20 protein-coding genes and 4 tRNA genes are annotated in these 23,822 nt (G+C 59.7%); 6 read left to right on the top strand and 18 right to left on the bottom strand.

Annotated elements, in window-relative coordinates; translation table 11 throughout:
- Positions 1-40 precede the first annotated feature (40 nt).
- From murB to H621_RS0112705, 8 genes are all read right to left on the bottom strand, one after another.
- Positions 41-1,060, bottom strand: coding sequence for a UDP-N-acetylmuramate dehydrogenase (gene murB, locus H621_RS0112740; protein ID WP_028943772.1), 1,020 nt, complete (start codon positions 1,058-1,060; stop codon positions 41-43).
- On the bottom strand, positions 1,057-1,521 hold the full coding sequence (locus H621_RS0112735; protein WP_028943771.1) for a low molecular weight protein-tyrosine-phosphatase: 465 nt from the start codon (positions 1,519-1,521) through the stop codon (positions 1,057-1,059). The genes murB and H621_RS0112735 overlap by 4 nt, the downstream gene beginning before the upstream one ends.
- Positions 1,521-2,285 (bottom strand): 3-deoxy-manno-octulosonate cytidylyltransferase, encoded by a 765-nt coding sequence (gene kdsB / locus H621_RS0112730; protein ID WP_028943770.1) that lies wholly within the window; start codon positions 2,283-2,285, stop codon positions 1,521-1,523. Before kdsB ends, H621_RS0112735 begins: the two co-directional genes overlap by 1 nt.
- Positions 2,282-2,467 carry a Trm112 family protein gene (locus tag H621_RS0112725; RefSeq protein ID WP_011532874.1) on the bottom strand — a complete coding sequence of 62 codons (186 nt, stop codon included), beginning with the start codon at positions 2,465-2,467 and terminating at the stop codon, positions 2,282-2,284. The genes kdsB and H621_RS0112725 overlap by 4 nt, the downstream gene beginning before the upstream one ends.
- Before the next feature lie 38 nt (positions 2,468-2,505).
- Entirely contained in the window at positions 2,506-3,513 is a 1,008-nt protein-coding gene (gene lpxK / locus H621_RS0112720) for a tetraacyldisaccharide 4'-kinase (protein WP_028943769.1), read from the bottom strand.
- On the bottom strand, positions 3,513-3,944 hold the full coding sequence (locus H621_RS0112715) for an ExbD/TolR family protein (protein WP_028943768.1): 432 nt from the start codon (positions 3,942-3,944) through the stop codon (positions 3,513-3,515). The genes lpxK and H621_RS0112715 overlap by 1 nt, the downstream gene beginning before the upstream one ends.
- A complete protein-coding gene (locus H621_RS0112710; RefSeq protein WP_167332113.1) occupies positions 3,941-4,576 on the bottom strand; it encodes a MotA/TolQ/ExbB proton channel family protein in 636 nt (211 codons plus the stop codon). The genes H621_RS0112715 and H621_RS0112710 overlap by 4 nt, the downstream gene beginning before the upstream one ends.
- A 70-nt stretch (positions 4,577-4,646) precedes the next feature.
- A complete protein-coding gene (locus H621_RS0112705) occupies positions 4,647-6,869 on the bottom strand; it encodes a DNA internalization-related competence protein ComEC/Rec2 (protein ID WP_051270528.1) in 2,223 nt (740 codons plus the stop codon).
- A 143-nt stretch (positions 6,870-7,012) separates the two neighbouring features.
- On the opposite strand from H621_RS0112705, the gene H621_RS0112700 reads away from it, so the two are divergent.
- On the top strand, positions 7,013-7,555 hold the full coding sequence (locus H621_RS0112700) for a DUF2062 domain-containing protein (protein WP_028943765.1): 543 nt from the start codon (positions 7,013-7,015) through the stop codon (positions 7,553-7,555).
- Here the strand turns inward: H621_RS0112700 and H621_RS0112695 are convergent.
- From H621_RS0112695 to H621_RS0112685, 3 genes are all read right to left on the bottom strand, one after another.
- On the bottom strand, positions 7,523-8,302 hold the full coding sequence (locus H621_RS0112695; protein WP_028943764.1) for an ABC transporter permease: 780 nt from the start codon (positions 8,300-8,302) through the stop codon (positions 7,523-7,525). The genes H621_RS0112700 and H621_RS0112695 overlap by 33 nt on opposite strands.
- Positions 8,299-9,231: an ABC transporter ATP-binding protein gene (locus tag H621_RS0112690; protein ID WP_028943763.1), complete on the bottom strand. Its 933-nt coding sequence runs from the start codon at positions 9,229-9,231 to the stop codon at positions 8,299-8,301. The genes H621_RS0112695 and H621_RS0112690 overlap by 4 nt, the downstream gene beginning before the upstream one ends.
- 138 nt (positions 9,232-9,369) lie before the next feature.
- A complete protein-coding gene (locus H621_RS0112685) occupies positions 9,370-9,993 on the bottom strand; it encodes a glutathione S-transferase family protein (RefSeq protein WP_028943762.1) in 624 nt (207 codons plus the stop codon).
- Between the two features lie 183 nt (positions 9,994-10,176).
- Between H621_RS0112685 and H621_RS0112680 the strand changes: the two genes are divergently transcribed.
- The 3 genes from H621_RS0112680 to H621_RS0112670 all read left to right on the top strand — a co-directional run bounded on the left by H621_RS0112680 (position 10,177) and on the right by H621_RS0112670 (position 17,865).
- On the top strand, positions 10,177-12,624 hold the full coding sequence (locus H621_RS0112680) for an acyl-CoA dehydrogenase (RefSeq protein WP_028943761.1): 2,448 nt from the start codon (positions 10,177-10,179) through the stop codon (positions 12,622-12,624).
- A gap of 68 nt (positions 12,625-12,692) precedes the next feature.
- Entirely contained in the window at positions 12,693-13,100 is a 408-nt protein-coding gene (locus tag H621_RS0112675; RefSeq protein WP_028943760.1) for a PA2817 family protein, read from the top strand.
- 160 nt (positions 13,101-13,260) lie between these two features.
- Positions 13,261-17,865 carry a hypothetical protein gene (locus H621_RS0112670; protein ID WP_156905610.1) on the top strand — a complete coding sequence of 1,535 codons (4,605 nt, stop codon included), beginning with the start codon at positions 13,261-13,263 and terminating at the stop codon, positions 17,863-17,865.
- Positions 17,866-17,923: 58 nt separating this feature from the next.
- Here the strand turns inward: H621_RS0112670 and H621_RS0112665 are convergent.
- From H621_RS0112665 to H621_RS0112650, 4 genes are all read right to left on the bottom strand, one after another.
- Positions 17,924-17,999, bottom strand: a tRNA-Gly gene (locus tag H621_RS0112665).
- Between the two features lie 4 nt (positions 18,000-18,003).
- Positions 18,004-18,079: transfer RNA gene (locus tag H621_RS0112660), tRNA-Glu, on the bottom strand.
- Positions 18,080-18,183: 104 nt separating this feature from the next.
- Positions 18,184-18,259: transfer RNA gene (locus H621_RS0112655), tRNA-Gly, on the bottom strand.
- A 2-nt stretch (positions 18,260-18,261) separates the two neighbouring features.
- Positions 18,262-18,337, bottom strand: a tRNA-Glu gene (locus H621_RS0112650).
- 336 nt (positions 18,338-18,673) lie between these two features.
- On the opposite strand from H621_RS0112650, the gene H621_RS0112645 reads away from it, so the two are divergent.
- Positions 18,674-19,441: a hypothetical protein gene (locus H621_RS0112645; protein ID WP_028943758.1), complete on the top strand. Its 768-nt coding sequence runs from the start codon at positions 18,674-18,676 to the stop codon at positions 19,439-19,441.
- A 79-nt stretch (positions 19,442-19,520) separates the two neighbouring features.
- Here H621_RS0112645 and H621_RS0112640 read toward each other — a convergent pair whose 3' ends face one another.
- Both H621_RS0112640 and H621_RS0112635 read right to left on the bottom strand, forming a co-directional pair.
- Complete coding sequence (locus H621_RS0112640) at positions 19,521-20,003, bottom strand: GAF domain-containing protein (RefSeq protein ID WP_028943757.1); 483 nt, start codon at positions 20,001-20,003, stop codon at positions 19,521-19,523.
- Positions 20,000-20,890 (bottom strand): ATP-binding protein, encoded by an 891-nt coding sequence (locus H621_RS0112635; protein WP_028943756.1) that lies wholly within the window; start codon positions 20,888-20,890, stop codon positions 20,000-20,002. The genes H621_RS0112640 and H621_RS0112635 overlap by 4 nt, the downstream gene beginning before the upstream one ends.
- 82 nt (positions 20,891-20,972) lie before the next feature.
- On the opposite strand from H621_RS0112635, the gene H621_RS0112630 reads away from it, so the two are divergent.
- The gene (locus H621_RS0112630; RefSeq protein ID WP_028943755.1) at positions 20,973-23,333 is read left to right on the top strand and encodes a response regulator; all 2,361 of its coding nucleotides are present in this window, start codon (positions 20,973-20,975) and stop codon (positions 23,331-23,333) included.
- Here the strand turns inward: H621_RS0112630 and H621_RS0112625 are convergent.
- On the bottom strand, positions 23,326-23,811 hold the full coding sequence (locus H621_RS0112625; RefSeq protein ID WP_028943754.1) for a glutathione peroxidase: 486 nt from the start codon (positions 23,809-23,811) through the stop codon (positions 23,326-23,328). The two genes, H621_RS0112630 and H621_RS0112625, sit on opposite strands and share 8 nt — an antisense overlap.
- Positions 23,812-23,822 lie beyond the last annotated feature (11 nt).

Below are 23,822 nucleotides of genomic sequence, written 5' to 3'. Positions count from 1 at the left end.
TTTTTTTGCTGCTTTCGCGCGGTAAGCCCGCCCCTGCGGGTCAGTACAGGTTCGGCTCCATCTCCAGCGTCACACCAAAACGCTCAAGAATGTCGGCCTGGATCTTCTGTGCCAGCTCATGCAATTGCAAACCCGTGGCCTGGCCGTAATTGACCAGCACCAGCGACTGCAAACGGTGCACACCGGCATCGCCTTCACGATGCCCCTTCCAACCCGCCTGCTCGATCAGCCAACCGGCCGCCAGCTTGAACTGCCCGTCAGCCTGTGGATAAGCCACCAGCCCCGGATACTGCACACGGATCTTGTCAGCCAGTACAGCGGCCACCACCGGGTTCTTGAAGAAGCTGCCGGCATTGCCCAACTCAACCGGATCCGGCAGTTTTTCCCGACGGATACTGCAAATGGCATCGCTGACATTTTGCGCAGTCGGCTCAGAGATGCCCTGCTCGCTCAGACGCTGACGAACCGGACCGTAGTCCAGGTGGGCATGCATCACCCGGCTCAAGGCAAAACGCACGCGCAGAATCAACCAGCGTCCGGGATGATGCTTGAAAACGCTGTCGCGATAAGCGAACTGGCATTGCTCGAGCTCGAATTCGTGCAGCTCACCGGTCTGGCGATCCAGCGCCGTCAACCCGACAAACACATCCTTGATCTCGACTCCATAGGCACCGATGTTCTGCATCGGCGCTGCACCGACGGTGCCAGGGATCAAGCTGAGGTTCTCCAGGCCCGCGAGCCCCTGAGACAAGCACCACTGCACAAAGGGATGCCAAGGCTCCCCCGCTTCAGCCTCGACAACCACCCGTTCACCGTCGTCAGACAGAATGCGCACCCCGGCACTTGCCATGCGCAAGACCAACGCCTGCACATCCGCGGTGAGCAGCAGGTTGCTGCCGCCACCAATCACCAGCACTGGCAGCCCTTGCGCAGCCGCCTGTGCCAATGCCTGGCGAGCATCTTCGTCGCTGTGCGCCTGGGTGAAGTAGCGCGCCTTCACATCAATGCCGAAGGTGTTGTACGGCTTGAGCGATACCTGCTCCTGCCACTGCCCGCTCATAGACGTCCCTTGAGTTCGATGACCAATTGACGGCAGGCTGTTTCGATCAAGTCCAGGACCTGCTCAAAACCTTGCTCGCCGCCGTAGTAAGGGTCCGGCACCTCGTCCAGTGCCCCTTCGTAACGACGCAGGAACAAGTCGAGCTCGGCTTTCGCACCGGCCGGCTGCATGGCCTGCAAGTGGCCAAGATTGCTCTTGTCCATGGCCAGGATCAGGTCGTAGTCATTGAAGTGGGCGCTGCGCACCTGCTGCGCACGCTGCTGCGACAGGTCGTAACCACGCAATTGGGCGGCGCGCCGGGTACGACTGTCGGGCTGCTTGCCGACATGCCAATCACTGGTACCAGCCGACGCTACTTCGATCAGCACCTCCAGCCCTTCAGCCTGCAGCTGATTACGCAACACGCCTTCAGCCGTGGGCGAGCGACAGATGTTGCCCAGGCACACAAACAAGACCCGCATCAGGCCTCCAGCAAGCGCCTTACGCGCTCCAGATCTTCAGGAGTATCGACGCCCACCGGGGGGGCCTCGATGGCGTCGGCCACATGGATGCGCACACCATGCCAGAGCGCTCGCAACTGCTCCAGCGATTCGGCCTGTTCCAGCCAGCAGGGTCCCCAGTTGACGAAGTCATGCAGAAAGCCTGCACGGTAGGCGTACATGCCGATGTGACGGCGATAAGGCACGCCCTCGGGCAGAGTATCTCGACTTTTTGCAAAGACATCGCGCGCCCAGGGCAACGGCGCCCGGCTGAAACTCAAGGCCAAGCCGTTGCAATCGCTGACCACCTTCACCGCGTTGGGGTTGAATACGGCAGTGACGTCTTCGATCGGCTCGGCCAGCGTGGCAATGCCCGCTTCAGGATGAGCCGCAAGATTCGCGGCAACCTGATCGATGATGATTGGTGGTATCAACGGCTCATCACCCTGGACGTTGACGACAATGGCGTCGGGCGCCAGGCCCAACTGGGCTGCGACTTCGGCCAACCGGTCAGTGCCCGACTCATGGTCTTCCCGGGTCATCAGCACTTCAGCGCCAAATGCCTGGCACGCCTGGTAGATCCCGGCGTCATCCGTGGCAATGACCACGCGGCTGGCACCACTCTTGCGCGCCTGTTCCCAGACATGCTGGACCATCGGCTTGCCAGCGATCAGCAACAATGGCTTGCCGGGCAAGCGGGTAGAACGCAACCTCGCAGGAATCACTACAGTGAACGTCTGGCTCATTTATCAAGGCGCTCTTCATCGGTCAGCGTACGGGCTTCGCTCTCCAGCATTACCGGGATTCCATCGCGAATCGGGTAGGCCAGGCCTGCGCCCTTGCTGATCAGCTCGGTCTTGTCGGCACTGAGCTTGAGTGGGCCTTTGGTGATTGGGCAGGCCAGGATATCGAGCAATTTGGTGTCCATGGGTATTCCTCAGGCCAATGGCCGGAAAAAGAAAAGAATCAGGGCTGCGGTGCCTGCAACAGCCGTTCGAGCTGCGCATCCAACCAGGCCGCGAAGGCCGGCGATGGCACGGCGTCGACCGCCAGGTACCACCAGTCATCAGCGGCGAAGGCCCGGCACTTGACCGCATCCTTCTCGGTCATGATCAGCGGCAGCGCCGGTGTGAAACTGAGGGCCTGGGCGCTGTACACCGCGTGATCGGCAAACGCATGCGCTACTGGCCGCCAGTCTAGCCCTTGCAGGGTATTGAAGAAACGTTGCGGGTTACCGATACCCGCCACGGCATGCACGGCCTGCCCAGCGGGAAAGTGTTCCAACCCCACACGCTCACCACTGCGGACATTGACCAGGGCGGTGGGCTTGAGGACAAAAGCAAAGCCATCGTCGCGATCGCCGGCGGCCCCGTTGTAGAGCACCGCATCAACATCCTGCAGGCGCTCCACAGGCTCACGCAGCGGACCTGCGGGCAAGCAAAGGCGATTGCCCAGGCCGCGGGCGGCATCGATCAACACCAACTCCAGATCGCGCGCCAGCCGGTAATGCTGCATCCCGTCATCACACAGGATCAGGTCCAGCGGTTCACTGGCCAGCAATGCCTGCACGGCGCGCGAGCGGTCCGGGTCGATCATCAACGGCACGCCACTGCGCTGCACAATCAGCAAGGGCTCATCGCCGGCTTGCGCTGCGCTCTGCTCGGCACTGACGCGCCAGGGTAATCGAGGAGGTTTGGCGCCGTAGCCACGGCTAACCACACCGACGCGCAAGCCTTGCTGACGACAGTGCTCGATGAGCCAGAGAATCATGGGGGTTTTACCTGTGCCGCCTACGGTGATGTTACCCACCACCACAACCGGCACCGGGGCCCGGTAGCTGCTGGCCTCCCCCGACAGGAAGCGCGCACGCTTGCGCAGCACCACCCGGCGATACAGCGACTCCAGCGGGCGCAACAGCGCCAGGGCCGGGTGCCCGGTATACCAGGCATTGAGCAGGCGATCGGCAAAGGCCATCAAGGAGTCCCCGAAGCAGCCTCGACCGTGGTCATGCGCAATTGGCTGAAACCGAGCTTGCCGGCCGCATCCATGGCAGTCACCACCGCCTGGTGCGGGGTCTTGCCGTCGGCGCTGATCGACAACGGCATTTTGGTATTACCTGCAGACTCTTTTTGCAGGGCTTCGATCAGGGTGGCCAGATCGCTCTTGGGCAACAGGTTGTTGTTGACCGAATAGACGCCATCAGCGCTGATGGTGATGTCCAGTTGCTTGGTTTCGGTATCGGGCGCCGGGGCGCCACTGACCGACTCCGGCAACTCGACCCGCAACTGGGTTTCACGGGTGAACGTGGTGGTCACCACAAAGAACAGCAGCAGGATGAACACCACATCGATCAATGATGCCAGGTTGATGTCCACGGTCTCCCGTGGCTTGCGCCGGAATTTCACGCCTTGCCCTCGGCCAGATCGACATCCCGATCGCCCTGCACAACCTCGACCAGCTTGATGGCTTCCTGCTCCATGCCAACCACCAGCTCATCGATGCGCCGCTGCAGGAAACGGTGGAAGAACACCGCCGGGATACCGACCATCAGGCCTGCTGCCGTGGTGATCAGCGCCTTGGAGATACCACCGGCCAGCACGGAGGCGTTGGCGGTCATGCCGGTGCCCATGAACGAACTGAAAATGTCGATCATGCCCAGCACGGTACCGAGCAAACCGAGCAGTGGCGCCATTGCGGCAATGGTACCCAGGGCATTGATGTAACGCTCCAGCTCGTGGATAACCCGTGCCGCGGCTTCTTCGATGCACTCTTTCATGATCTCTCGACCATGACGGGAGTTGGCCAGGCCGGCAGCGAGGATCTCGCCGAGCGGCGAATCGGCGCGCAGGGCCTTGAGCTTGTCACTGGTGAGTTGTTTGTCCTTGATCCACATCCAGACCTGCCCGAGCAGGTGCGGTGGGGTGACCCGGCTGGCACGCAGGGTCCACAGGCGCTCGGCGATGATAGCCATGGCAGCGATGGAACTCAGAATGATCGGCAGCATCATCCAACCACCGGACTTGACCAATTCCCACACAGTTAGCATCCCCTTGAAAAAGTCCGCCACTTTACCATAGGACCCTTGGGCACTCATCTGCCGAAGGTCGTCAACTGGGGTCACGCCAGAAACGTGGCGGATCACGCATCCCCAACGGCTCGCCGAAGTCGCCCAGACGCAGGCGCACTGCGCCGCGTACGGCGCTGTCGAAGACTTCGATGCCATTTGTTCGGTAGCGTTCCATGACCTCGGCATGGGGATGGCCGAACGCGTTGTAGCGCCCCCTGGAGATCAATACTCCGCGCGGCGCGGTGGTACTCAACAACGATTGGCTGGACGAACTGCGGCTGCCATGGTGCGGAGACTGCAACCAGTCGACCCGGGTGGCCTGCCAGTCATGTGCCCAGGCCCGCTCGCCGGGTGCATCCAGGTCCCCGGTAAGCAACAACCGCTCACCACTCGCCTCAACCAACAGCACACAAGAGTCCTGGTTGCTGTCACGAGCGCCTGGCCACTGCCAGAGCGAAAAGCTCACTCCATCCCACTGCCAGTGCTGGCCGTTGTCGCAAGGCTGCGCCTGCAATACCGCCGGCAGTCTTGCCGACCCTCCAGCCACGACCCTGAGCACTGGCAGACCGCGCAGCACCGCTGGGGCACCGCCCGCATGATCGGCATCGGCATGACTGAGAAGCATGAGATCGAGCGCATTCACACCCAGCTTGCGCAATGTCGGCAGCACGATGCGCTCCCCCAGGTCCTGGTCTCCCATCGCGGGTCCTGCGTCATACAGCATCGCGTGGTCGCGGGTGCGCAGGACAAAGGCCAACCCCTGGCCGACATCCAACTGCCAGACTTCCACCTGGCCGTGGGGCACCCGCTCCCTGGGCGCGAATACCGCCAGTAGCAGCAGTGGCCAGCCCAGCACCCGCATCGGCACTCCGCGGGGCAACAGCAGCAACAGCGCGCCTGTACATACCAGCCCCCACACGAACCAGGACAAGGGTTCTGGCACCCACGCCGGGTGCCAGTCCGCCAGTGCCGCCAGCAGTCGAAACAAACCGTCGAGCAAGCCGCCGGCCATCCAGAGCAGGGATTCGCCCACCAACGGCACGGGTAACAGCAACGTCCCCAGTAGCGCCAAGGGCAGCACCGCCAGGCTGATCCAGGGCACGGCAAACACATTGGCCAAGGGCGCCGTCACACTGACCGGCAGCTCCAGCGCCAACAACACCGGCAGAAGCCCCAGTGCAATCAGCCACTGCGCCCGCCCCCAGGCCAACCAGCGGTTCCAGGCGCCCAGGCGGCCACTGAAGGTCAGGGTCAGTACCGCAACAGCGGCAAACGACAACCAGAACCCAGACAGCAAACTGGCCAGTGGCTCCCACAGCAACACCGCAACCAGCGCCAGCAATAACGGCAGGCCTACGCCGAGATGGCGAAAGCGCAAGCGCCATAGCAGCACCATCGCAAGCATCATGCAGGCACGCTGCACCGGCACCTGGAAGCCGGCCAGCAACCCGTACCCCAGGGCAGCGGCAAACCCCAGGCCGCACGCCCAAGGCAACCAGGGCAGGCGTTGAGGCCACCAACCCAATCGGGCCAGTGCGGCGATCAGTCCATAGACCAAGCCGGCCAGCAGGCCGATGTGCTGACCGGAAATCACCAGCAAGTGAACCGTGCCAGTGGCCTGCAGTACATCCCAGTTTTCCCGGGCAAGGCCCTTGCCATCGCCTAGCACCAGCGCCACCAGCTCGGCCTCACGCCCCTGGGCATCGACACTCAGCAAGCGCTGGCGCACGCCATCGCGCCAGGCGGCTTCAGCAAGCGCCAGGCGCTCACCGGCCTTGACACTGCCGGTAGCGCCGACGCGTCGAGCCAACAAGGTCGCTTCGCGATCCGGACCATGAGGGTTGAGCAAGCCGTGGGGGCGCTTGAGGCTGACCGCCAGGCGCCAACGCTCGCCACTGAATACCGGTGGCCCGCCAAACCAGCTCAGTTGCAGCCGACGTGGCAACTCGGCGCGCCGCGAGTGAGCCTCTTCAAGCTCGAACCGCACCACGCGCCCACCCTGCTCGGGCAACCCGACCACCCTGCCCTCCAGCCACACAGTGCGACCATCAAGTGCCGGTGCCAGGCGATCATCCAGCGCCTGCTGCGCCGAAACACACGCCCAGCTCAATCCCAGCAGGAACAAGCCCAGTAGGCGAGCCCGCCAAGGCAGGCAACAAAGCCCGATCAGGGCCATCATGGCCACTATTCCGACCGATGGCACAGCCGGTAGAACCCTGAGGCACAACAGGCCCAGAGCAAGCGCTAACATCCCTGTGCGCATGATTTGAAGCTCCAGTAAAAATCCGTCCCCTGAGGCTTAGTTCACTGGAGTCGTGCATCCGCTCAATAATTGTCACAAAGTCTGTAATGGGGCGTTTTTAGATTCCGTGCATACTTGCCACCTTCATATAGCCGAGAGCCTACATGCCGCGTCGTCTCTTCAAACGCTACATGCCCGACCCGACCAGCATCAGGGAACACAAATCCTTACGCTTTCTCGGCCGGCTGTTGCACGACCCGAACCTCTGGCACCTGAATCGGCACTCGGTTGCGCGAGCAATGGCGGTTGGCCTGTTCGCCGCGTTTATTCCGATTCCGATGCAGATGCTGCTGGCGGCAAGCCTGGCGATCATGATTCGCGGCAACCTGCCGATTGCGGTCAGCCTGGTCTGGCTGACCAATCCGATCACCATGCCGCCGGTGTTCTTCTGCACCTACCAGATGGGCGCCTGGCTGATGCAGATCCCCCCCAGGACCTTGCCTGAGGAACTGACGTTCGAATGGATCACCGACCAGCTTTCCACCCTTTGGCAGCCCTTTCTGCTGGGCTCAGTGGTGTGCGGCCTGCTGCTCGGCGGCCTGGCCTACTGCCTCACCATGCTCTACTGGCGTTGGTGGGTGGGCCGGCAGTGGCGCCGGCGCAAGCAAAAAGCGTCAGGTACGCATTCCTCGCCCACTGACCAGTAGGCGAGTGCAGCCGAAGTACAACACGGCGGTGGCAATCAGCATGAAGGTGATGGCCACGCCGATGCGTATATCCGATACCCCGAGAATACCGTAGCGGAACGAGTTGACCATGTGCAGCACCGGGTTGGCCATCGACACCGTCTGCCAGAACGGTGGCAGCAGGTTGATGGAGTAGAACACCCCACCCAGGTAAGTCAGCGGCGTCAGGACGAAGGTCGGGATGATCGAGATATCGTCGAAGTTGCGCGCAAACACGGCGTTGATAAAGCCGAGCAACGAGAAGATGGTCGCGGTCAACACCACCACCAGAATGGTCACGCCCAGGTGGTGTACCTGCAGGTCGGTGAAGAACAGCGACAGCAAGGTCACAATCAACCCCACCGCCAAGCCGCGCAACACGCCGCCCAGGGTGTAGCCGATGAGAATGGTATGGGGAGAAACCGGCGAAACCATCAGTTCCTCAATAGAGCGCTGGAACTTGCTGCCGAAGAAACTCGACACCACATTGCCATAGGAGTTGGTGATCACCGACATCATGATCAGCCCCGGCACGATGTACTCCATGTAGGTGAAACCACCCATGTCGCCGATCTGCCGACCAATCAGGTTACCGAAGATCACGAAATACAAAACCATGGTGATCGCTGGCGGCAGCAATGTCTGTGGCCAGATTCGGGTAAAGCGGCGAACCTCGCGATAGACGATGGTATTGAGGGCGACCAGGTTGGCGCTCAGTTCCGAACTCATACCGCCACCTTCGCCAGGTTTTTCTCAACCAGAGACACGAACAACTCCTCGAGACGATTGGTTTTGTTGCGCAGGCTTTGCACTTCGATGTTCTGCAGGGCCAGCTGGCTGAACAGCGCAGTAATGCCCACGTCCTTGTCCACCTGGACTTCCAGGGTATGCGGGGTGACCAGCCGGCACGGGTAACCGACCAAGCTGGGCGCCTGGGGCAGGTCCTGCTTGAGGTCGAGCAGGAACGTCTCTACATGCAGCTTGCTTAACAGCGAGCGCATGCTGGTGTTCTCGACAATGGTGCCGTGGTCGATGATGCCGATATGACGGCAAAGCTGCTCGGCTTCTTCCAGGTAGTGCGTGGTCAGGATGATGGTAATGCCCTGCTGGTTCAGCTCGGTCAGAAAGCTCCACATCGAGCGACGCAGTTCAATGTCCACCCCCGCCGTTGGTTCGTCGAGAATCAGCAGGCGTGGCTCATGCACCAGCGCCCGGGCGATCATCAAGCGACGCTTCATGCCACCGGAGAGTGAGCGCGACGGCACATCGCGCTTGTCCCACAACCCCAGCTGGGTGAGGTACTTCTCGGCGCGCTCCTTGGCCACCTTGGCTGGGATACCGTAATAGCCGGCCTGGGTCACGACGATATCGAAGGTCTTCTCGAACTGGTTGAAGTTGAACTCCTGCGGCACTACGCCAATACAGCGCTTGAGCGCGGCCGGCTGGCGATCCAGGTCGTTGCCGAAGATATTCACGGTGCCACTGGTCTTGTTGACCAGCGTCGAGAGGATACCGATGGTGGTGGACTTGCCGGCACCGTTGGGGCCAAGCAGGGCGAAGAAGTCACCTTCGGCGACATCCAGGTCGATGCCCTTGAGGGCCTGGAAGCCGTTGCCGTAGGTCTTGGTTAGCTGCCTTATGGACAGAGCAGAACTCATAGCGGGTCATGCACCAGAATGAAGGGGTCAGGAAGCGACTGGACAGACCGGCCGCAGTGAATATGGCCATGGTGCTTGCCCAGGCCATACAAGTACAGTCATGTGTATCGATAATAACTATCAGGGTGACCGCAGCGATCAGGTCAGCGCGGTCATCACTGCAGCCTGATAGGCCGGGCGTTCCTGCAAGCGCTCGTACCAGGCGCGCAGGTGGCGCATCTCGGGCCGTTCGATGGGCATTTCAAACCATGCGTAGACAAAACAGCCCAGGGGGATATCACCCATGCCCAAGTGCTCCCCCGACAAGTACGGACGCTCGGCCAGCGTCTGATCGGCGATCGACAGCAGTTGCGCACAGGTCTTGTGTGCGGCATTGATCGCCACCCAGTCCTGCTGGTCGGCCGGCGTGCGCAGGATGCCCCAGAACAAAGGCCGGAACGGCGAGGCCAGAGAAGACGTGACCCAATCCATCCACTTGTCCGCCTCGGCGCGCTGACGAGGCTCATTGATATACCAATCGACATCCTTGCCATATTGCGCACACAGATAACGCACGATGGCATTGGACTCCCAAAGCACCAGTCCGTCGTCCTCGATCATCGGTACCAGGCCATTGGGATTCAGCGACCGGTATTCGGGCTCGTTGACCAGGCCGAAGGCGCCGCCGGCATCGATCGACTCATATTCAAGGCCCAGTTCCTCGGCGCACCACAGCACTTTCCTGACATTGGTCGAATTCTTCCGGCCCCAGATCTTGAGCATGACGTCGTCCTGATGAATGTTCGGGCCGCCCAGTCTACTCCTGACATTTTTCGAGGCAATCGTTTGGGCATTCCGGCGAACTCCCGGAACTCCACCCGGTCATTGTTCAAGCAAGCCGAATATTGGATGCCGACTAAGCTCTGAGGGGTCGCTCGATACCCCGACGTTCACGGAGGAAAGGATATGTTGCTGTTGTGGTTGGTTGTTTTGGTGATCGGTGCAGCCTATCTGGCCCACCGACGCATTGGCGCCGTGCCGGCGCTGGCCATCCTCGCGGCCTATGTGCTGCTGATGGGTATTTTCAGTCACGCGCCCGGATGGCTACTGGCGATCTTCTGGCTGGTGCTAGCGGCAAAAGCGGCCCTGGTGCTGCTGCCCGACCTTCGCCGCAAGGTCTTCAGCGGCCCGCTGTTCGGCTGGTTCCAGCGCACCCTTCCGCCCATGTCGCAGACCGAGCGTGAAGCCATAGACGCCGGCACCGTGTGGTGGGATGGCGAGCTGTTCAGCGGTCGCCCGAACTGGAACACCCTGCTCGGCTACTCCCGGGCAGAACTGAGCGAAGAGGAACAAGCCTTCATCGACGGGCCTACCGAGGAACTCTGCGCCATGGTCAGCGACTGGCAGATTGGCCAGGACCTGGACCTGCCGCCCGCGGCTTGGGAGCATATCAAGTCCCATGGTTTCTTCGCCCTGATCATTCCCAAGGAATACGGCGGCAAGGGCTTCTCGGCCTACGCCCACTCTCAGGTCGCCATGAAGCTGGCGACGCGCAGCGGCGACCTGGCCTCGACCGTCATGGTCCCCAACTCCCTGGGGCCGGCCGAACTGCTGCTGCACTACGGCACCGACGAGCAACGCAACCATTACCTGCCACGCCTGGCCCGCGGCGATGAGATCCCCTGCTTTGCCCTCACCGGTCCACTTGCTGGCTCCGACGCAGGTGCCATGCCCGATACTGGCATTATCTGCAAAGGCCAATGGCAGGGCGAAGAGGTCGTTGGCCTGCGCCTGAACTGGGAAAAGCGCTACATCACGCTGGGACCCGTTGCGACATTGCTGGGCCTGGCCTTCAAGGCCTATGACCCGGAACACCTGCTGGGCGATGAGGAAGAACTGGGCATCAGCCTGGCGCTTATTCCCACCGATCTCCCAGGCGTCGAGATCGGCCAGCGCCACTTGCCCTTGGGGGCAGCCTTCATGAACGGTCCCAACAGTGGCAAGGACGTGTTCGTGCCGCTGGACTTGCTGATCGGCGGCCAGGCCATGCTCGGCAAAGGCTGGATGATGCTGATGAACTGCCTGTCGGTCGGACGCTCGATCTCCTTGCCCGCAGTGGGTACGGGTGCTGCCAAGTACACCAGCCTGGTCACCGGCCAGTACGCGCGGATTCGCGAGCAGTTCAATGTGCCGCTGGCGGCCTTTGAAGGCATCCAGGAATCCCTGGCGCGGATCGGCGGCAATGCCTTTCTGATGGACAGCGCCCGCCTACTCACGGCGAAGGCTGTCGACCTGGGAGAAAAGCCTTCGGTGCTGTCGGCGATTCTCAAGTACCACCTGACTGAACGCGGCCGCGAGTGCATCCAGCACGCCATGGACGTACATGGCGGCAAGGGCATCATCATGGGGCCGAACAATTACCTTGGGCGAAACTGGCAAGGGGCGCCGATCTTCATCACGGTAGAGGGCGCCAATATCCTCTCGCGCAACCTGATGATCTTTGGCCAGGGTGCAATTCGCTGCCACCCCTTCGTACTCAAGGAAATGGCCCTGGCCGGACGGGAAGACCATGTCCAGGCGCTCAACGAGTTTGACCAGTTGCTGATGCAGCACATCGGCTTCGCTGTCGGCAATGCTGCCAGCACCCTGGTCCTGGGCCTTGGCCTGGGCCACTTCGAGAAGGCCCCCGGCGATGCCCTGAGCCAGGGCTATTTCCGGGCCCTCAATCGTCAGGCGGCGGCGTTCGCCCTGCTAGCTGACCTGTGCATGATGCTGCTCGGTGGTGAGCTTAAACGCCGCGAGCGACTGTCTGCACGCCTGGGCGATGTGTTGAGCAACCTCTACCTGAGTTCAGCCGCACTCAAGCGTTACTACGACCTTGGCTCCCCAGAACATCTGCAACCGCTACTGCGCTGGGCCCTGGAGGAAAGCCTGGGCCTGGCAGAGAAAGCCCTGGACCGCCTGCTCGACAACTTCCCCAATCGCTGGCTGGGCTGCGCGTTGCGCCTGGTGGTTTTCCCGTTTGGGCGCCGGCATACCGGTCCAAGCGACGCACTGGACGCAGAGGTGGCTGCGCTGATCGGCCGCGCCAAAGGCGACCCGGCACTGGAGGAACTGCTTGCCGGCTGCTACCGCCCACAAGACCCCAATGATCCAGTTGGCGCCTTGCAACAGGCCAGCACCCTGCTCGATGCGTGCATTCCCTTGCAGCAAAAACTGCATCAGGCGCTAAAGAGCGGCCAGGTCAACCCGACACCAGGCGAGTCAGCTATCGAGGCGGCCCTGCGCGTCGGCGCGCTTGAGGCTGACGAAGCACAGACCCTGCACGCCGCCGAGGCAGCTCGACGCACCGTGATAGATGTCGATGCATTCAGCAAGGAAGCTCTGCAACCCACCCCTGGCAAAATTCGATAAGGGCCGGGACATCGGGCGCCGGGAGCCGTATACTCCCGCGCCCGTTTTTGCTCATGAGGACCGCCTGCATGGCTACCGATCGCCTGGAATATCATCTCGCCCTGCTCTCCCACCTGCGCACTATCCTGGCTGCCCTGGGAGAGGCCGAGCAGGTGCCGGAAGAAAGCCACGCGCTGTTCCTGGAGCGTTTCGACGACCTGATGCTACAACTGCCGGTCGACCCGGAAAGCACCTACCTGGGCCAGGACCTGATGTGCCAGGTTATCCAGCGCTATCCGCAAATCGCCCATCTGGTACCACGAGACCTGCTGTGGTTCTTCGGTGGTGACTGTCTGCACTACATGCCGGACGAAGAACTTCAGGTGTACCAGACCCTGGAAGAGCGTCGTTACGAAGCCGAGCAGAGCGACGAGCCCTTCGACTGGAACCAGGAAAAACAGCTGCTGAGCATGTCCGACGACGACAGCAAGCACTGAAAAGACTCGCTGCAATTCCCGACGGGGAATTGCAGCGACCTGGCCACACCAGGCAGCGTTGCCCCGCAATAGATATTTAGCCCCCAGCCGTTACAACACCCTTTCATTCTTCCTGCACTCAACCACGGGCCAAAAGGCTCATAGACTGCAGGAAGCCATCATGTCAGATCAGCCACGAACCCCACCCGTTCATCCTGATGAAGCTGCTTTTCATACCGCGCGCAGCCATATGGATCAGCGCGTCTTGACGTATATCGAGAACAATCTAAACCTCTATTTCGGACCTCTCGACAGCGAAAGCCAGCAACGATACCTACAGCTGAGCAAGCTGATTGGCACTCAACAGAACACCTTGATTCAGTTACTTGCCGATTGCATGGCAACGTTCGAGCAAGACAGCGTCAAACGCCTCCAGGACTCCCTCCCCGTTCATGGCCAAGAGCGCATCGATCCAACGACCTGGTACTTCCACACTAAAATTCTTGAAGTGCCCGTTCGTAGCCGTAGAGACCTCGCCGCCACCGCCGCCAGAGAACGCACTCAGTCCTTTACCCTCTGGGATGCGGCAAGGTTGGATTTATCCCACACGTATCCGCCGTCCTACCAAAACAGCTATCTGGAACACAGCTATATCAGTCGACATGCCAATGGCGCAAAGGAGCACACGCCAGTCATCAGTGCGGAAACCTTCGAGCGGGTTGCCCACCGCCTTGATCTGGGGACAGCGTTGCAATCACGCCTGGACACGGCAATGAATGCCGATGCTGATAGGCTCCTATCTCAATACCATGAGAACCTGTTCGAACTTGCCGGACTGGATGCCATTCGCGAACCGCAAGCAAACGGTATTACGCCACAGGAATTACCCGCAATAGCTGGCATCTTTAACGATAAAGCCCAGCCTTGGACCCAGTGCAAACTCACGTTCGCCGACGCATCCATTCCGCTGCCTTTTTTTCTTCGGCGGTTTACGGCATTCGGCACTCACCAAAGCGTCAGCTATTTTCCAAATCGCCCCGGCGGGGCTTTGCGTCGACACTTCAGTCACGACGAGGCCGTTGACTCAATCATCGAGCAAATTCGAGCGAACCCCACGGAGGCCTGGTTTATCGCAGCCTTGAAGCACAGTGACCAGATAACGCTGCGCAATCACCTGAAAACCCCCGCCATCAATCGATCAGACCTGAACTGGGCAGCCAAACTTCTCTATGCCGCCTTCGGAGACACAACAACGCCGCAGCACACACTCGCGATCAGTCCATACGCCTGTAAAGACTCACTGCGCGAAAACTTGACCCTGCTGGAAAAGTCCACGGTCAAATCGAACCTGGCTTCATTGGCGGTGACACTTGGCGAGCGACGCTTCAAATCGCTGTCCGATCACGCCAGCATCGTTTTATGGCAGACATTGGAGCTACTCACGCTTCCTGCGCCGGGGGGCGTTACCGGGCTCAACCGGGTAATGTTGGCTGCTACGTTTGGCAGCATGGCCTATCAGACCTTCACTGCCGGCATTGCCCTGAATCACGGCAATCGTACGGAGTTCATACAAGCGCTGGGCGATATCTCGGATCTTGCTATCAGCGCCCGCCTACAAGGAATAGGGGCCAGGCTCTCAAGGCGCCGGACTCGCCAACTGATCAACTCCATGGGCAATCCCAGCATCGTCAACCTGGGAAGTCACCGGCAGGCCCTGCACTGGCCGGACGACGATCACCATGAATATCTTTCAGCGTACGACAGCACCGACAACTTGACTGACACCCTATTGCTTCAACAGCTTCTGCCTGAACATCTGCCGACCATCGAACCCCAGAGGGCCCAGTGGTTACTGGGCCTGGCGAATGTAGAACGCTCGCAACTGGACCTGCTCTGGCGCTCAGGTGCCACACCTCCCTGGCAATTGCTCGAAGTACTTCAACTGGAGCTCACGGATTTCAAACCTGGTTTTGCAGACGATCCCGGGGCATTGACCGAGCGATTTCCTGCGCTTTCTCCAGCAGCGCGTGACCATCTGTTTCTGCAGCACCCAGAGTTGCGCACGCTCGGCAGCGACAGCCCGATCTCCAGTGAGGCACTGAACGCCATCCTGCAAGTACAAATGGAGCAACGCGTACTGCAAGGTGTTTTTGGCTTTTCGGCAACCGCAGATTTTTCAAACCCCGCCGATAGCGAAGCGCTATTTTGCGCGCTCCTCATCAGCCGCCCTGGCTGGCCAACGTCGTTGGGCATTCGTGTGCACACAGGTGCAATTGATCACGGCGGACAAGTCACTGCTACACCCACTGTCCTTGCCCAATACGCATTGGAAGCCCCCCAAACCTTCATTAATCTGTACCGCACATCCAATCGCTACGCAGGTAGCTTCCACACCGGCGACTTGATTCAGATCGGGTCCGGCCAGGCCGGCTTGGCCAAAGCGATACTTCGCACGCTAAATGACGAACAACGCATAGCTATCGGCTTCGATGTCTACGCCAACGACGCACTGATCAACACCCTTCAGCGCCAGGCCGCAGGGCTGCGTTCCGATCTGGTGGAGTTGTTACCGCATACCAATCAGTTTCCACTGAGCGCATCGCGGTTATCCACCTTTCGCCTGCCAATGGACGTCGGGGAAGCACAGCCCAATAGCGAAGGGATTATCACACTTGATCACAAATACTATGTGTTGATCGAAGACGGCGTGTATCAAGTGCTGCGTGACAAACAAGCCTCTTCACCAGCGCAAGCAATCTGGCGCATTGTACATGCCCAAGACCCTGTTGCTCAGGCAGCGAACAACGAGTACCAGGCATCACGTCCCGGCCGCAGCGAGGCTATCGCTCTGGACGGTCAGGGCCACTGGCAAGGCATTCTAATTGGTGGGCTAGGAGGGTCTGGCAGGGGTGCTGGTGGTGGACGCAAGTTGATGGAAATAAAGGCAAAGAACGAAAAGATCAAGCAGGAGCTCAATGCGTCAGCAGACAAACTCGATAAGTTTGTAAGGGTCATGCCAATCATCGCGAACGTTACATCCCAGCCTGGGGCGAAGCGCGACACAGCCAAGCAAAAATACCACGAATACATTCAAGACCTGGAGCTGCACAAGACCTTGCTGGAGCAGCACCGGGAATTCCTCACCCTATTGGACTCTCCCGCTCACTTCCAAAAAAGCTACCAATTGATTGTAGGGAAATTGATTCTCGCGCTGAATCACGTTGCCCTGATCGCCGATCTGGACATGCACGACAGGCTGGACGACGACAATCTGGACCCCACTTCGGGCCTGGATATTTTCAATGCTTTACTCACGCCTAAAGTATGCGGCGACTACCGTAGGTCTCGACGCATTGCCCTGGACAGTTTTATCGAAAAACTTCCCTTGACGCATCAACGCGACCAGCTCTTGGCTCAACTTGACCAGCAGGCGCTCCCCCGAGTCGAGTATCAACAGATCAATGATATCGACTCACTGTACACGCACTACCAAGTCCGCATCGGTATGGTGAATCTGCGTAGCCAGTTGCTGAGTGTCAGCGATACACACGACTTGACTGCGCCCGCAACACTCAGGCCGCAACCGTTGCACCTGCAACATGACTTCACCCAGGCAGCCTTGTTACTGATCGATATCGCTCAAACGCCTGAAGACAAACAATTCGCACTGCTCGCACACCTCCAGGAACGGCTTGATGCAATCGGTGAAGGATACAAACTCCTCAAGGAAGACCATCCTTCCAATGCGCTCGATTCCGACGCCGCGCACATTGATGAATGCATCAAAGTTGTGGACTTTTTCCGTGACCGAAGCCTGCAGCAATTGCAAGTTCTGTTGCAACAGAATGAAGGGAAGCAAGCGCCCTCCACCGACTTGAAGGGCATAGACATCGAATACCTGCCAGCCCTGCCCTCCACCTCTTCACATCCACACACCGTCCGCCGAAGCAAACGCATCATTGCCATGCAGCATCACGACAACTACCGACTGGTACTGGCGGAGCAGCGGGGAGCCGATACCAACACGTTGACTTTGCTGGATGTCAGTGATGGATCGACGCCACGACAGGTTGAGCACACCCTACTCAATGGATGGCGGGAAAAAGTCATCGCAGCCGAGCGCACACTCGCTCAACTGGGTAATGCTGCAACTCGAAACCTCAAGGATATTGATCGACTCGTTCGGCAGGCCAACGCTCAGGCTCAGGGGAACGATGCAGTGGCTGCAAACGTCTACGAACCCTTACTAAACCGCGTCGACACCTTGAACGCCTTGATCGCAAATTTTGACAGGCAGGCGACTAACGCCCCGCTTGAAACCCAATGGCTCGAGCAGCGCCAGGACCTTGTCAAAAACAGTGACATGTTGCGAAATCTGGCCCACGAACTGACGCTGAAGATCTACAAGAACCCTGAAAAACCCAATGCCAGCTACCTGACCAATCTGATACGCCTGCAAGAGGTCAACGTCAGAAAACTGAACGACACCAGGCTTTTGATTGGTAAAGGCAGCAAACGCCACTACATGGATAAATACCTGATCACCGATCTGCAGGCCCAGCCGCTGTGGGAAGCCCATTTTCATTACCCTGAGGCCAACACCCCACGAGAGCGCTTTGCTCACGGTAGCGGCCACCTGAAATCACTGGCGGATGCACGCAAGGGTATCGAGTACCAACGCCGGCAGGCGCAGCAAGGCCTGGAAGTACGAAGTATTCTGCGGGTAGAAGTCTCAACATCGCTGGGGAGTTCGCTATTCAGCCTTGCCGATCAGCATCGTCACTGATGTAGAGGAATATGGGGGCAAAAAAAAACGCCGTTCAATTGAACGGCGTTTTTAGATTTGGAGCGGGAAACGAGACTCGAACTCGCGACCCCGACCTTGGCAAGGTCGTGCTCTACCAACTGAGCTATTCCCGCAAAATGGCGTCCCCTAGGGGACTCGAACCCCTGTTACCGCCGTGAAAGGGCGGTGTCCTAGGCCACTAGACGAAGGGGACGACGCCCAAAACATGCAACGCATGTTTCAGTGACCAGATTCAAACCCTGAAGGCCTGTATCTGGATTTTTACAAGCCCTGCCGTAAAGCAGAGCTTTTGTAAACTGGAGCGGGAAACGAGACTCGAACTCGCGACCCCGACCTTGGCAAGGTCGTGCTCTACCAACTGAGCTATTCCCGCATTGGCGTCCCCTAGGGGACTCGAACCCCTGTTACCGCCGTGAAAGGGCGGTGTCCTAGGCCACTAGACGAAGGGGACACACTACAACATTCACTCCCTGCCGCGTTCCGCTGTGTGCTTTACGCTGCAAGTGGCGCGCATTCTAGGGATGCTTTGGGAAGTCGTCAACCCCTCTGTATAAATTTATTTAAATCAATGACTTCCCAGTGCTTTGCAGTGCTGTACCTGGATGGCCCGCGCCTGGTCCTTGGCGTTTATTTATTGGCACACATCTGTGACCCAAACCCTTACGGCTGCGGCAACCCAGCGGCAAAACGCCATCAAGGGGCCGTGACTACCGCCAAACAACCCTATCCGCCTAAATGCTTAGCCACTACACTCAAATGGTAAATCATCCTGTATGAGGCGTTAACGGTGACACCACTTATGATCACCCTGCTTATTGTGGCGGGGATCGCGTTATTGATCGTGATCGGCTATCTCAATAACGTAGTCGAGAGTAACAAGCTCGAGCGCGCGCGGCTGAAGATCGAGCTGGCTGATCGCTTGCGCCGCTGTGGCGAGATCACCGAAACCTTTCCCGGCCAGTTGATGACCCCTGCCCTGAAACTGCTGCTGACCCGCCTTGAACTCAACCTCAACCAGCGCCAGCTCGCCGTGGACAAGCACAACGGCGAAATCCGCGCACGCATTGCCGAACTTGAAGCCCTGATCGCCCAGGGCGAGGCGCTGCCGGTGAACAACCCACCCGCGCCGATCCAGACCGAAGCCCGGGCCAAGGATGTACGTTTTCTGCTCGAAGGCCTGCACAACCAGATTACCCGCGCCGCCCAGGAAGGGTTTCTGCCTACCAGCGAAGCCAAGGCCTGGATCAAGGAAATCCGCCACATCCTGGTACTGCTGCATATCGAGTTCTTCAACAACCTGGGCCAGCAGGCGCTGCAGCAGAACCAGCCGGGGCACGCACGCCTGGCCTTCGAGCGAGGGGTCCAGTACCTGCGCAAGCAGCCAGACCCAGCGCTGTACCGCGAACAGCTCGAGTACCTGGAAAAGCTCCTGGCCCGCGCCAACGCCCAAGTGTTGAGCCAGCTCGAGCCCGCAGCAGATGAAGTCAACGAGCTGACCGAAGGGCTGAAGACCGACGGCAACGATGACTGGAAGAAGAAGGTTATCTACGATTGATTTGCAGGAGCGGGCTTGCCCCACGGTAGCGATTTGACTGATTAATCGCTATCGCGGGGCAAGCTCGCTCCTGCGCGTATCAGCAGTCGGTCAGGCGCAGGAAAATCGCCGCCAACTTCTCAAGCCCAGCTTGGTCCTCGACGCTGAAGCGTCCATGCCTGGGGCTGTCCAGATCCAGCACACCAATCAAACGCCCTTCCTTGACCAGCGGGATCACCAGTTCGCTGTTCGATGCGCTGTCACATGCGATATGCCCCGGGAAGGCATGCACATCGTCGACTCGTTGAGTTTCACGACTGGCCGCCGCCGCGCCACAGACACCCCGACCGAACGGGATACGTACACAGGCAACCTGCCCCTGGAATGGCCCGAGCACAAGCTCCTCATTGCGATTCAGGTAGAATCCCGCCCAGTTCAGATCTTCAACCTGGCTATAGATAAAAGCCGAGAACTGCGCCGCATTGGCGATAAAGTCACGCTCATCGGCAAACAAGGCTTCCAGCTGCGCTGCCAACAGGCCATAGCCCTCCAGCCCGGCCTCGGAAGCGTTCAGGTCGATCATTGCTTTTGCTCCAACAGTTGCAGTCCAACCCAATAACGAGCGAACTGATAGGCACAACGGCCATTACGGTTGCCGCGGCCGGTTGCCCAGCGCACTGCGGCTTTTTCAAGTTCCTCGTCACGCTGCCAGACCAGCCCCGGCCCCTTGGCCAGCTCGGTGATCCAGTGTTCGACCACATCGAGGAAGTGCTCCTGGGTAAAGGGGTAGAACGACAGCCACAGCCCAAAACGATCCGACAAGGCAATCTTGTCTTCTACCGCCTCGTTGGGGTGCAGCTCGCCGTCAACCATCTTCCAGTTTTCATTGTCGCTCTGCTTCTCCGGCACCAGGTGCCGGCGGTTCGAGGTGGCGTACAACAGCACGTTGTCCGGTGCTTGCTCAAGCGAACCGTCGAGCACGCTCTTGAGCACCCGATAATCACCTTCCCCGGCTTCAAACGACAGATCATCGCAGAACAGTACGAAGCGCTGAGGCAGCTTGCTCAGTTGCTCGACCACGCGCGGCAGGTCGGCCAGGTGATCGCGTTCGATCTCGATCAGGCGCAAGCCTGCCTCGGCGTGCTCAGCCAGCAAGGCGCGCACCAGCGAAGACTTGCCCGTGCCGCGCGAACCCCACAGCAACGCATGGTTGGCGGGCATCCCGTCGAGGAACTGACGCGTGTTGCGCCCCAACTGGTTGCGCTGCACGTCAACGCCAATCAGGTCCGACAGGCGCATATCCAGGCTGACCTCCAGCGGCAGCAAGTAGCCGCTGCGACCGTCGCGCTGCCAACGTGCAGCCAGGCAGTGGTTCCAGTCGATCTGCGGACGTGGTGCGGGCAGCAAGGGTTCGAGGCGAGCGAGCACCGTTTCGGCGCGCTCCAGAAAAGCATTCAAACGAGAGTCCACAACAGCTCCTCAAGACAAATTCAAGGACAACGGCGCAACTGAATGCGTGACAGGGCATGCCAGCAGCCGGGGTTGATCGGCTATGCTTGCGCAGCGCACGGAACGTGAAACTGGCTCGGGGCTCATGGATATAAAGTTCACCAATCGCCTGTCCTACAAGCAAGCCCGACTGACGGTCCTGGTCGGCTTCATCCTCGGGACCTTGCTCAGTCTCATCCAGATCGGTATGGATTATGCCAGTGAAGATGCCTCCATCAACCGTGAGATGCAGGCATTACTGAAAATCAGCCATAACCCGGCTTCACGCATTGCCTACAACATAGATGCCGAACTTGCCCAGGAGTTGACGGGCGGACTGCTGCAATCGCCAGCGATCACCCGGGCCTGGCTGATCGACAACAATGAAACCGTACTGGCCGACGTCCATCGACCACGCCAGGAAAGCAGCTACCGCTTTATCAGTGACTTTCTGTTCGGTGAAAGCCGACAGTTCCAGGACCCCTTGTTCTTCAGCCACATGCCAGACGAGTACCTGGGTACCTTGTACCTGGAGGTTGATACATTTGCCTTCGGCAATCGCTTTCTCGAACGGGCCGAAATCACCCTGCTCAATGGCTTCGTACGCAGCCTGGTCTTGACCTGCATCCTCCTTGCCCTGTTCTACTTCATGCTGACCCAACCGCTGGTGCGGGTGATCAGCGCCCTGGCCAAGAGTAATACCCGCCACCCCGCACAATCGAAACTGTCGTTTCCGCCGGGCCACGAACACGATGAGATTGGCGTACTGGTCAAAGTGGCCAATCAGCAATTCGTCAGCATGAGCACTGAAATCCAGCAGCGACGCAATGCCGAGAATCGCCTGACCGACTATCTCAACGAGCTGGAAAACATTGTCTCGGCGCGCACCCTCGAGCTCAAGGCCAGCAATACCCGCCTGAGCCAGTCCAACGAGGAGCTTGAACAGGCAAGGCGCCAGGCCCTGGATATGGCGCAAGCCCGGGCGGCTTTCCTGGCCAACATGAGCCATGAAATCCGCACCCCGCTCAATGGCCTGCTGGGCATGATCGCTCTGTGCCTGGACAGCCCGCTCAATGCCGAACAACGCCAGCAATTGTCCATCGCCCATGATTCAGGAAAAGTGCTGGTGGAACTGCTCAACGATATCCTCGACCTCTCCAAATTCGATGCAGGCCAGCTGGAGCTTGAACGCATACCGTTCGACATGGGCGCCCTGGTCGAAGACACCGCCAACCTGCTGTCACAAAATGCAGCGCCCAATGTCGAGCTCACTTGCCTCATCGACCCGCAGTTTCCCTCCATGGTCCTGGGCGATCCCACACGCGTGCGGCAGATAGTCAGCAACCTGCTGTCCAACGCACTCAAGTTCACCCGTTTCGGCCGTGTCGACGTGCGCCTGGGCGCCTATACCGGCGGTGTACGCCTGGAAGTGTGCGACACAGGCATCGGCATTCCGAGGGAAGCCCAGGTGCGCATTTTCCAACCATTCACCCAGGCCGGTGCCGGCATCACCCGCCAGTACGGTGGCACAGGCCTCGGCCTGGCACTGACCAACAACTTGTGTGAAGCCATGCAGGGGCGTCTTAGCATCAGCTCGGAAGCCGGCTTCGGCAGCCAGTTCTGTGCCGAGCTGCCCCTGCCCACCCACAGCCTGGCTGTACCGGCCGAGCGCTTGCGCGGTCGTATTGCCGCCATCAGCAATGCCGCCAGCGGCCTGGCCGAGTTGCTGGAAACCGTGCTACCCGACTGGGGACTGGATTATCAGCGCTACGACAGCCCCGACGAACTGAACAGTGCCGCACCCGATCTTCTGATCACCGATAACCTGGACTGTCTGTTCAGCCTGCGTCCGCAGATCACGACGCCGATTTTGCTGGTGACCGCCTACGGCAACTTTCTCCCCGGCGAACAGGCGGCGCAGCTGGCGCCGCTTCAACAACAAGCCCGTCCCCTGGCACGCAACGCCCTGTACCAGACCCTGCGACGCACTCTGATTGGCAATGACAGCACCCACCTGTCGGCACACGACGGTGCCCTGCTCAGCGAACGCCGCGCACGCATTCTGTTGGTGGAAGACAATCCGGTGAATCAATTGGTGGCCAAGGGCATGCTGGCCAAACTGGGTTGCGAAGTGAACATCGCCGCCCACGGCGCCGAGGCACTGGAGCAGTTGCATGCCACACCGTTCGACCTTGTCTTGATGGACTGCAACATGCCGGTCATGGACGGCTATGAGGCCAGCCGCAGAATCCGCCAGAGCGGACACTGGCCCGACCTCCCCATCGTCGCCCTGACCGCCAACGCCATGCCCGAAGAGCGCGAGCGTTGCCGGGCGGCGGGCATGAACGACTACCTGGCCAAGCCTTTTCGACGAGAAGAACTACTGGCCCTGATCGACCATTGGGTTCCCTTGACCGCTACCTGAGCAACTTCTCGATGGAGGCAGCCAAGGCCTCGGGCTTGGTACTGGGTGCATAGCGCGTGACACGACCGCTGGCCGGATCGACGAGGAACTTGGTGAAATTCCATTTGATCCTTTGCGAGCCGAGCAACCCTGGCGCGCGCTTTTTCAGCTCTACGAACAAGGGGTGCGCCTGGGCCCCGTTGACCTCGATCTTGCGAAACAGCGGAAAGCTCACACCGAAGTTCTTCTCGCAGAATTGGGCAATCTCCCGCGTATCGCCCGGCTCTTGCTTGCCAAACTGATTGCACGGGAACCCCAACACCACCAGGCCGCTGTCGCGATAGCGTTGCCAAAGCTGTTCGAGACCCTTGTATTGCGGGGTAAAACCGCACTGGCTGGCGGTGTTGACCACCAGTAGCACCTTGCCCTGGAAATCCCCCAGGACCTTCTGCTCACCGCCCAGGGTAATGCAGGGAAGGTTCAGCAACGCGTCGGCCATGGCCGCATCTC

Origin of the sequence: Pseudomonas vranovensis DSM 16006 (assembly GCF_000425805.1) — a bacterium.
In the GTDB taxonomy this organism is placed as follows: domain Bacteria; phylum Pseudomonadota; class Gammaproteobacteria; order Pseudomonadales; family Pseudomonadaceae; genus Aquipseudomonas; species Aquipseudomonas vranovensis.
The sequence above is the reverse complement of the archived record's forward strand: the minus strand, read 5'-3'. Positions and strand labels throughout refer to the sequence as shown.

Bases quoted from the DNA above. Each gene is read 5' to 3' on its own strand.
- murB (WP_028943772.1), bottom strand. From the start codon at position 1,060: ATGAGCGGGCAGTGGCAGGAGCAGGTATCGCTCAAGCCGTACAACACC.
- H621_RS0112690 (WP_028943763.1), bottom strand. From the start codon at position 9,231: ATGAGTTCTGCTCTGTCCATAAGGCAGCTAACCAAGACCTACGGCAAC.
- H621_RS0112705 (WP_051270528.1), bottom strand. From the start codon at position 6,869: ATGCGCACAGGGATGTTAGCGCTTGCTCTGGGCCTGTTGTGCCTCAGG.
- H621_RS0112680 (WP_028943761.1), top strand. From the start codon at position 10,177: ATGTTGCTGTTGTGGTTGGTTGTTTTGGTGATCGGTGCAGCCTATCTG.
- H621_RS0112700 (WP_028943765.1), top strand. From the start codon at position 7,013: ATGCCGCGTCGTCTCTTCAAACGCTACATGCCCGACCCGACCAGCATC.
- H621_RS0112685 (WP_028943762.1), bottom strand. From the start codon at position 9,993: ATGCTCAAGATCTGGGGCCGGAAGAATTCGACCAATGTCAGGAAAGTG.
- H621_RS0112625 (WP_028943754.1), bottom strand. From the start codon at position 23,811: ATGGCCGACGCGTTGCTGAACCTTCCCTGCATTACCCTGGGCGGTGAG.
- H621_RS0112735 (WP_028943771.1), bottom strand. From the start codon at position 1,521: ATGCGGGTCTTGTTTGTGTGCCTGGGCAACATCTGTCGCTCGCCCACG.
- H621_RS0112630 (WP_028943755.1), top strand. From the start codon at position 20,973: ATGCTTGCGCAGCGCACGGAACGTGAAACTGGCTCGGGGCTCATGGAT.
- H621_RS0112675 (WP_028943760.1), top strand. From the start codon at position 12,693: ATGGCTACCGATCGCCTGGAATATCATCTCGCCCTGCTCTCCCACCTG.
- H621_RS0112725 (WP_011532874.1), bottom strand. From the start codon at position 2,467: ATGGACACCAAATTGCTCGATATCCTGGCCTGCCCAATCACCAAAGGC.
- lpxK (WP_028943769.1), bottom strand. From the start codon at position 3,513: ATGGCCTTTGCCGATCGCCTGCTCAATGCCTGGTATACCGGGCACCCG.
- H621_RS0112640 (WP_028943757.1), bottom strand. From the start codon at position 20,003: ATGATCGACCTGAACGCTTCCGAGGCCGGGCTGGAGGGCTATGGCCTG.
- H621_RS0112670 (WP_156905610.1), top strand. From the start codon at position 13,261: ATGTCAGATCAGCCACGAACCCCACCCGTTCATCCTGATGAAGCTGCT.
- kdsB (WP_028943770.1), bottom strand. From the start codon at position 2,285: ATGAGCCAGACGTTCACTGTAGTGATTCCTGCGAGGTTGCGTTCTACC.
- H621_RS0112695 (WP_028943764.1), bottom strand. From the start codon at position 8,302: ATGAGTTCGGAACTGAGCGCCAACCTGGTCGCCCTCAATACCATCGTC.